Genomic DNA, 7,802 nt, shown 5'->3' on the forward strand with positions numbered 1-7,802 from the left:
CCTGAGGCCACCCTTCGGTCACCCGGCCCTGCCAAGGTCGGCCCACCATGTCGACAACGCACCGCTCGCCGCGTCCCTCACCGCGCCGCCGGAGTCTGCTCGGATCGGCGCTCGCCGCCCTGCTCACGGCGGTGGCCGTGTGCGCCGGGGACGCCGCCGCCCGTGTGTTCCCCTACGGATCGCGCCACCGCAGCATCAACGACCTCGGCAACCAGTTCGTCCCCTTCCACGCGCAGCTGTGGGACCTCCTGCACGGCCGCGCGGAGGGCGGGCTGCTGTTCAACTGGCGCTCCGGCTACGGCATGAGCTTCCTGCCGGACCTGGGCACCTACCTGACCAGCCCCTTCGCCGTCCTCGTCGGGCTCTTCCCGCGCGCGGACATCGACCTCGCCGTGTACGTCGTCACCGTGCTCAAGATGTCGGCCGCGGCGGCGGCGATGACCTGGCTGCTGCGCACGCAGCGCCGCGGGCCCTGGTGGGCGGCCGGCCTGCTCGGGGCCTCGTACGCGCTGTGCGGCTGGTCGGTGATCGAGGCCTCGTACAACCCGATGTGGCTGGACGGGCTGATCGCCTTCCCCCTGCTGTGCCTGACCGGTGAATGGGCCCTGCGCGGGCGCCGGATCCTGCTCGCGCCGCTGGTCGTCGCGGTCTGCTGGACGGCGAACTTCTACACCGCCTACATGGCGACGCTGGGTGCGGCGCTGGTGCTGCTGGTACGGGTGGTGCTCACCCGGGAGGGGGCCCGGACCCGGCTGGCGGTGATCGCCCGGGGCGCCGGGACGACCGTGCTCGGCATCGCGCTCTCGGCACCCGTACTCCTGCCCCTCTTCCTCAGCTCGGGGCAGGCCTACCCGGGGTGGGTCAGGGAGTTCCGGCCGGTGACCTGGGCGGACCTGTTCGCGCGACTGCTGCCGGGGACGTACTCCTTCTCCTCCCCCGCCGTCTTCGTCGGCACCGGGACCCTGCTGCTGGTGGCCGCGCTGCCCTTCCACCGCGCCGTCCCGCTGCGCACCCGGCTGTGGTGGGCGGGACTGACCGTGGCCGTGGCGCTGTCCCTCCAGTGGGCGCCGGCCCATCTGGCCTGGCACCTGTTCGCCACCCCGAACGGAAGCCCGTACCGGCAGACCTTCGTGCTGGCCGGGATCGCCGTGATCGCCGCCTGGACCGGGCTGGCCGCGGGCCTGCCGCGGCCGCCGGCGCTGGCCGCGGGTGCGGGCGTCCTGGCGGCCGCCGTGCTGTGGGCGCGCGACAGCCCCCTGGTGACGACGGCGGGCTACGCGCTCTTCGGCGGCGGGCTGGCGCTGGCGGGTGCGGCCTGGTGGGCGCTGCGCCACCGCCGCCTCGCGTGGCCGGCGGCCGGACTGCTCGCGCTGGTCCTGCTGGCACAGGCCGCCGCGACCACCGCCTACGGCCACAAGGGCAAGCTGGGCGGCCTCGACGACTACCCGTCCTGGGGGCCGGCGCACACCGCGCGCGCCGAGGTCCTGGCCGGCGCCGAGGGCTGGCCCGCGTACCGCACCGACCCGGGCCGGCCCGCCCTGACGGGCAACGACCCGCTGCTGCTCGGCGGCGAGGGCGGCGCGTACTACAGCAGCCACACCCCGGACGTGTTCACCCGCACGATGGTCGCGCTCGGGGCGGGCTGGACCTCGCGCGGACGCAACGTCCAGAGCATCGACAACCCGGTGACGGACGCCGTCTTCGCGGTCGGCGCACGCCTGCAGCCCGACGGCACGGTCCGCCGCGCCCCGGTGCCCCCGCTGGTGACGACCCGCCCGCCCGGCGCCGCCGTCTCCTACGCCGACGACTCCCCCTTCGCCAACCAGGAAGCGCTGCTGGGCGCCCGGGTGTACGAGGACCCGCTCGCGCCCGGCATCTGCCGCGCGGGCACGGAGGCCTACCTGTGGGCCCCCGAGTACAACGCGACGGCACGCCTCGCGGACGGCCCCGCCTTCCGGCTGAACGGCAACGCCCCCCGCAACCGGGCCGCCCTCCAGCCGATGGGCCCCTCCCGCGGGGAATCCTCGGCCCTGGTCTTCGACGCGGCCCCGCCCCCGCGGTGGACCCTGTCCTGCCTGGACCGGACGCGGCTCGACGCCGCGGTGGCCGGCCTGCGGGCCACGGCGGCGACCTCGGTCGAGGTCGGCTCCTCCGAGGTCCACGCCACGCTCCCGCCGGGCACGAGCGGCACGGCGGTCCTCTCGGTCCCCGCGATCGCCGGCTGGACCTGCAACGGCCGTCCGGCCTCCAGCCATCTGGGCCTGGTGGCGATCCCGCTCTCCCCCGGCACCACCGGGGTGAGCTGCGTGTTCCGCCCGCCGGGTCTGGTCCCGGGGCTGGCGGCCCTGGCGGGCGCGCTGGGGATCCTGCTGGTCGCGGCCCTGCGGGGCCGGGGCCGGGCCCGCCGCGTCGCCCGCTCCGTCAGCGGACCTGGCTGAGCCAGTGCAGGGTGCGGCGGATCTCGGCCGGGAAGGGGTGGGCCGGGCCGTGCAGCCGTTCCGCGTCGAACAGCAGCCGGGCCAGGGTGTCGTGGGCCGCCTGGCGGTCGCCGAGGGAGAGCAGCAGGTGGGCTATCCGGCGGCGGACCTCCAGCGGCAGACCCGGGTCCGGATTGGCGTAGTGGTTCTCGAAGAACGGGAGCAGCGAGCGGTACTCCGCCAGGGCGGCGGCCGGCTCGCCCAGTTGCTCCAGGCACTGGGCCGAGTCGTAGCGGAAGCGCAGCGACTGGGGGTCCCCGGCCGGGAACTCGTCGGCGAGGCGGCGCAGTTCCGGCAGGGCGCGCCGGTACTGGCCGTCGTCCATGAGCGTGGCGGCGTACTGCTTGCGCAGGGAGCGGACCACCGGGGAGTGCTCCCCGTGCTCGGCGGCCGCCGCCGGGAGGATGCCGCCGAGGATGTCCACGGCCTGGGTGAGCCGCCCCTCGTCCAGGAGCTTGCGGGCCTCGTCCACGGCGCCGGGGACGTCGGCCCTGGGCGGCGTGGGCGGGGTGCTCGGCCGCGGAGGGACGACCGCGGCCCGGTCCGGCCAGGGTGCCTGCGGGCGCAGGAAGGGCCGGGTCGGGTCGAGCGGGCCGGACGGGGTGCGGCTGCCGCGGGCGGGAAGCAGCGGGGCCAGGGCCTCGTAGACCTCCTGGGCGGAGGAGGGCCGGTCCTGCGGGTCCTTGGCGAGGAGGTGGAGCAGGAGCTTCTCCAGCTCCGGCGGGATCTCCGGGCGCATCTGGCGGACCGGGAGCGGGGGCTCGTACAGGTGGCGGTGCAGGACGCCGAGGGCGGTTGACCCGGCGAACGGGACGTTGCCGCTGAGGAGTTCGTACAGCAGCACGCCGAGGGCGTACAGGTCGGTGTACGGGCCCACGGCGCCGCCCATGGCCTGCTCGGGCGCCATATACGCGGGACTGCCGATGGGCGAGCCGGTGCTGGTGAGGCGGGTGGTGTCGGTGTCCATCACCGAGGCGACGCCGAGGTCCAGGACGAGCACGGTGCCGTCCGGGCGGACCATCACGTTGCGCGGCTTCAGGTCCCGGTGCACGATCGGCACCGCGTGCACGGCCGACAGGACCGAGCACAGCTGCGCGACGACGGCGACCGCCCACTGCCAGGGGTAGGGGTCGTGCTCGGCGAGGTGGTCGGCGAGGTCGGCGCCCTCCACGTAGCCCATGACGAGGAAGAGTTCGTCGCCGTCGCTGCCCGCGTCGTGGACGGTGACCAGGCCGGGGTGGTCGACCTGCGCGGTGACCCGGCACTCGCGCACGAAGCGGCGGCGCAGTTCTTCGGCGACCGTGCCGGGGCCCGCGACCTTGTCGGGGCGCAGCAGCTTGACGGCGACGCGGCGGTCGAGGCGCCGGTCGTAGGCGGTCCAGACCTGGCCCATGCCGCCCTGGCCGAGGATGGTCGCGAGCTGGTAGCGGTCGCCGATGAGCCGGTCGGTCACTGCTGGGGGTCCTGGAACGGGGTCTGGTGGGGATCGTGGCGGGGGCCCCCGGCCGGCGGGGTCTGCTTGCGCAGCAGCTCGCTGAGCTCGTCGAGCTCGGCACGGACCTGCCCGATGCGCGGGGGCGGCGTCGGCTGCGGCGGCACCTGCGGAGGCGCCGGGGCCGGCGTCGGCGCGGGGGTCGGCGTCGGGGTGGAGGGCCGGGTGGTGGCCGTGGCGGGCGGGTACCCGTAGGCGGGTCCGGACGGCTGCGGGTGGACGTACGGAGCGGACTGCGCCGGGTACCACTGCGCGGTCGGGGCCGTCCGCCGGGCCTCGTGGTGCTTGATGTCGGCGACGAGGAAGTACACGCAGACCGCGAAACCGGTGAAGATCGAGCCGCCGGCCCCCAGGTTGCCCTGCCAGCCGTTGACTTCGGGCGTGGGGTCGACCTGGATGAGCGTCATCCACACGACGGCGAGCACGCCGCCGGCCACCATCAGCGCCCAGTCACGGGACTTGCGGGTGACCAGGGCGAGCCGCAGCAACGACCCCCAGGCGAGGAAGCCGCAGCTGAGGATGGGCAGCAGCACGAACACCACGCGCAATGCCATCACACCCCCCGAATCGGACTGGGGGCCGTGCTGCGGCGGAAGGCCGGGGCCGTGCATCGCTGCTCCTGACGGGCCGTGCGGAAGAGGTTTCGGGTCTGAGGGTATACAGCGTTCCCGGCCAGGGGTGAGGGGATGCGCGCAACCGTTGCACGCTCGCTGCACGGCCGTTCACTCCGGCGTGACCGTGCCGTCGGAGAGCCCGTCGTGGAAACCCTGTACGAGTTGTTCGCCGAGCCGCCCCGCCAGCCGTAGCGCGTCCTCGAACTCGGCGAGCGCGCGGAAGCGGAGCCCGTAGCTCTGCTGCTGCGCCAGGGGCAGCCGGGGCAGCTGGAGCCGGCGTACGTCGAGCCGGGTGGCGGTGGAGGCGTGGCTGCTGGCGCGGCGGGTGTTGGCGGTGCCGCGCAGGAATCCGGCCAGGAACCACGGGTCGAGGGCGTCGGGGTCGGGGCGCAGCAGGGCCAGGCCGCGGCCCGGTACCGCGCCCGCGGCGGCCGCGTCGACGACCCGGGCGATGGCCGCGCCGCCGACGAGGGGGACGAGTACGTCGCCGGGGGCGGTGAGCACGGGCTCGTCGGCGGTGGGCACGAGGGTGCCGGACGGGCCGCCCCCGGTGTAGACGTCCTGTTCGGTGAGGACGGGAGCCGAGCCGCTTCCGCCACCGGTGCCGGTGTGCAGTTCCAGGGCTCCGGCACGGGCGAGTTCGCCGACGGTGGTCATCGGCGGCCGGGCGGTGCCCCCGGCGGGCGCCGCCGCGGGCGGCGGGGTGAGCCGGGCGGCCCGGCCGAGGGTCTCGCCGAGCCGCTCCCGTACGGCGGTCAGTTCGGCCGGACCGCCACCGGCGGCCGGCGGGGGCAGGTGGCGGGCGGGGGTGAGGTCCACGTCGTCGTCGAGCAGCTCGATGACGGGGACGACACGGCTGACGCCCGGTGTCTCCGCGACCGAGCCGGTGCGGTCGTACGCGCTCCAGGCGTCCTCCACCGCGCCGTGCACGGCGGGCCAGGCGGACCGGACCGGGGTGTCGGCGGTGAGGGCTGCGGTGTCGATGAGCAGCAGCCCGGCCGGGGGCGCCGCGTGCGGGGCGGGCCGGCGCAGCACCCACAGGTGCAGGGGGATCCCGTACGGGGGCGCGGCGCCGGCCGGGAGCGCGACGACGGCCCGCAGCGCGCCGCGGCGCAGCAGGTCGGCGCGGATGCGGCGGCCGGAGCGGCGGGCGGCGACGGCGGGCGGCATGAGCAGTACGGCGGTGCCGCCCTCGCGCAGGTGGGCCAGGGCGTGCTGGACCCAGGCGAGTTCGGATTCGGTGCGGGCCGGGAAGCCGTACTCCCAGCGCGGGTCGTAGGCCAGTTCCTCGTGCCCCCAGCCGCGTTCGTTGAACGGCGGGTGGCAGAGCACGGCGTCGACGGTGCCCTGGGCGAAGGCGTCGGCCCGCAGGCTGTCGGCGGCGGCCGCGCGGACCTGGGGCGTTCCGTTCAGGGCGAGGCGCAGGGCGGCGAGGGCGGCGAGTTCGGGCGCGGAGTCCTGCGCGTACAGGGCGGTGGCACCGGGGACGGCCCGCAGCAGGGTGCCGGTGCCGCAGGCGGGGTCGAGGACGGTGCGGGAGGAGGGCCCGGCGAGGGCGGCCATGAGCCCGGCGAGGCCGTCCGGGGTGAGCGTGTACTGGCGGGGGTTGGCGTCGAGGTGGCGCCCGAGGAGGAACTCGAAGGCCTGGCGGGCCCCGAGTTCGGCGGCGAGTTCGGCGGCGGCCCGCAGCAGCGGCATGGTGGCCGGACTCAGCGGGATCCCGGCGAGCGCGTGGCCGGGTCCGAGGCGCGCGCCGAGCACCTGGTCGAGGACGGGCCGCAGCAGGGTGGACATGCGCGCGTCGGAGACGGCGGTCAGCTCCAGCCAGTCGGCGGGCCGGTCCCGTACGACGAGCAGGGCAGCGCCCGCTTTGACGAGTGCGGTGACGGCCCCGCCCGGGTGGGCGGTGATCTGCTGCCAGACGCGTTCGCGCAGCGGGACCTCGGCGAGCTTGCCCTGGGCGCGCAGCCAGTGCTCCACCTCGTCCAGGGAGAAGGAGGGGCTGGTCTCGGTGCCGCCCATGGGCTTGGGGAAGTCGGCGTGGCGGCGCCGCCAGTTGCTCACGGCCGCGCGGCCCACTCCGGCCAGACGGGCGACCTCGGCCGCGGTGACTTCGGCCGCGGTGGCCTCTGCTGCGGTGACCTCTGCTGCGGCGTTCTCCTCGGGCATGCCGGGAGCATACCCGCTCACACTTGAGAGACCGATTCACAGCGTGAACTCAAGAATTTCCGTGAATCGCGTTGACTCGGTTCACGAGAATCTGCTGTGATCGGTACGTCTTCACCCGCCGGATCGCCGCGATCCGTCCGAAGCGGAATATAGTCTTCCGATTCTCCTTCCATCGTCCTTCCCTCCTTCCCAGCTGCCCTAGAGAGTCCCCATGCGCACCGCTCACCGCTTCACCGCCACCGCCGCCCTCGCCTGCGCCGCCGCCCTCGGCCTGACCGGATGCTTCGCGTCCGGCCCGTTCGCCGACCTGTCCGGCTCCGAGGTGGCGGACAAGTCCGTGGACGCCCTGCGCGGCGCCGCCTCGCTCACCGTCAGCGGCAAGGTCTGGGACGAGGGCAAGCCGATGGAGCTGAACATGGCCGTCAGCAAGGCCGGCGACTGCCGGGGCACGATCGCCGGCCAGGAGGGCTCCTTCGAGCTGATCCGCAACTCCGAGTTCGTGTTCATCAAGGCGGACGAGCCCTTCTACCGCTCGCAGATGAAGGACCTGCCCAAGGCGGAGGCGGACGAGGCGGTCAAGCAGCTGGCGGGCCACTGGCTGAAGTCGAAGGCCTCGGACGCCGACGCCAAGGAGCTCGCCTCCCTGTGCGACCTGGACGAGCTGCTCAAGGAGTTCGACGACAGCAAGGGCGCGGAGAAGGGCAAGGTCGCCTCGGTCGGCGGCCAGAAGGCCCTCACCCTGACCACGAAGACCGAGGAGGGCACCGAGACCCTGCAGGTGGCCACCGAGGGCACGCCGTACCTGCTCAAGGCGGGCGTCACCGGCAAGGAGCCGGCCGAGATCTCCTTCTCGGGCTTCGACAAGCCGGTCCAGGCCGAGGTCCCGGCCGGCGAGGACGTCATAGACGCCGACAAGCTGGGCTGAGCCGCGTACGCGGAAACGGCCGTGGGGGGGGGGGGGGGGGGGGGGGGGGGGAGGGGGGGTGGGGGGGGGGGGGGGGCGGGGGAGCGCAACAACGGCAAACGGGGGGGGGGGGGGAGTCAGCGGCC

General features: G+C 75.1%; 5 protein-coding genes. 2 read left to right on the top strand and 3 right to left on the bottom strand.

Annotated elements, in window-relative coordinates; genetic code table 11:
• Positions 1-47: 47 nt before the first annotated feature.
• Positions 48-2,438 (top strand): YfhO family protein, encoded by a 2,391-nt coding sequence (locus ACZ4YL_RS21035; RefSeq protein ID WP_468118312.1) that lies wholly within the window; start codon positions 48-50, stop codon positions 2,436-2,438.
• Here the strand turns inward: ACZ4YL_RS21035 and ACZ4YL_RS21040 are convergent.
• The 3 genes from ACZ4YL_RS21040 to ACZ4YL_RS21050 form a co-directional block, all read right to left on the bottom strand.
• Positions 2,422-3,930 carry a protein kinase domain-containing protein gene (locus ACZ4YL_RS21040; RefSeq protein WP_468118314.1) on the bottom strand — a complete coding sequence of 503 codons (1,509 nt, stop codon included), beginning with the start codon at positions 3,928-3,930 and terminating at the stop codon, positions 2,422-2,424. The genes ACZ4YL_RS21035 and ACZ4YL_RS21040 overlap by 17 nt on opposite strands.
• Complete coding sequence (locus ACZ4YL_RS21045; RefSeq protein WP_468118316.1) at positions 3,927-4,523, bottom strand: hypothetical protein; 597 nt, start codon at positions 4,521-4,523, stop codon at positions 3,927-3,929. The genes ACZ4YL_RS21040 and ACZ4YL_RS21045 overlap by 4 nt, the downstream gene beginning before the upstream one ends.
• A 168-nt stretch (positions 4,524-4,691) precedes the next feature.
• Positions 4,692-6,752 carry an N-6 DNA methylase gene (locus ACZ4YL_RS21050; RefSeq protein WP_468118318.1) on the bottom strand — a complete coding sequence of 687 codons (2,061 nt, stop codon included), beginning with the start codon at positions 6,750-6,752 and terminating at the stop codon, positions 4,692-4,694.
• Positions 6,753-6,963: 211 nt separating this feature from the next.
• On the opposite strand from ACZ4YL_RS21050, the gene ACZ4YL_RS21055 reads away from it, so the two are divergent.
• Positions 6,964-7,677, top strand: a complete 714-nt coding sequence (locus tag ACZ4YL_RS21055; RefSeq protein ID WP_468118320.1) for a hypothetical protein — start codon at positions 6,964-6,966, stop codon at positions 7,675-7,677.
• The last annotated feature ends 125 nt before the right edge of the window (positions 7,678-7,802 follow it).

Source organism: Streptomyces sp. NPDC030021, assembly GCF_055574035.1.

Excerpts from the sequence above, each read along its gene's own strand:
- ACZ4YL_RS21035 (WP_468118312.1), top strand. The coding sequence starts at position 48 with ATGTCGACAACGCACCGCTCGCCGCGTCCCTCACCGCGCCGCCGGAGT.
- ACZ4YL_RS21045 (WP_468118316.1), bottom strand. The coding sequence starts at position 4,523 with ATGGCATTGCGCGTGGTGTTCGTGCTGCTGCCCATCCTCAGCTGCGGC.
- ACZ4YL_RS21050 (WP_468118318.1), bottom strand. The coding sequence starts at position 6,752 with ATGCCCGAGGAGAACGCCGCAGCAGAGGTCACCGCAGCAGAGGCCACC.
- ACZ4YL_RS21055 (WP_468118320.1), top strand. The coding sequence starts at position 6,964 with ATGCGCACCGCTCACCGCTTCACCGCCACCGCCGCCCTCGCCTGCGCC.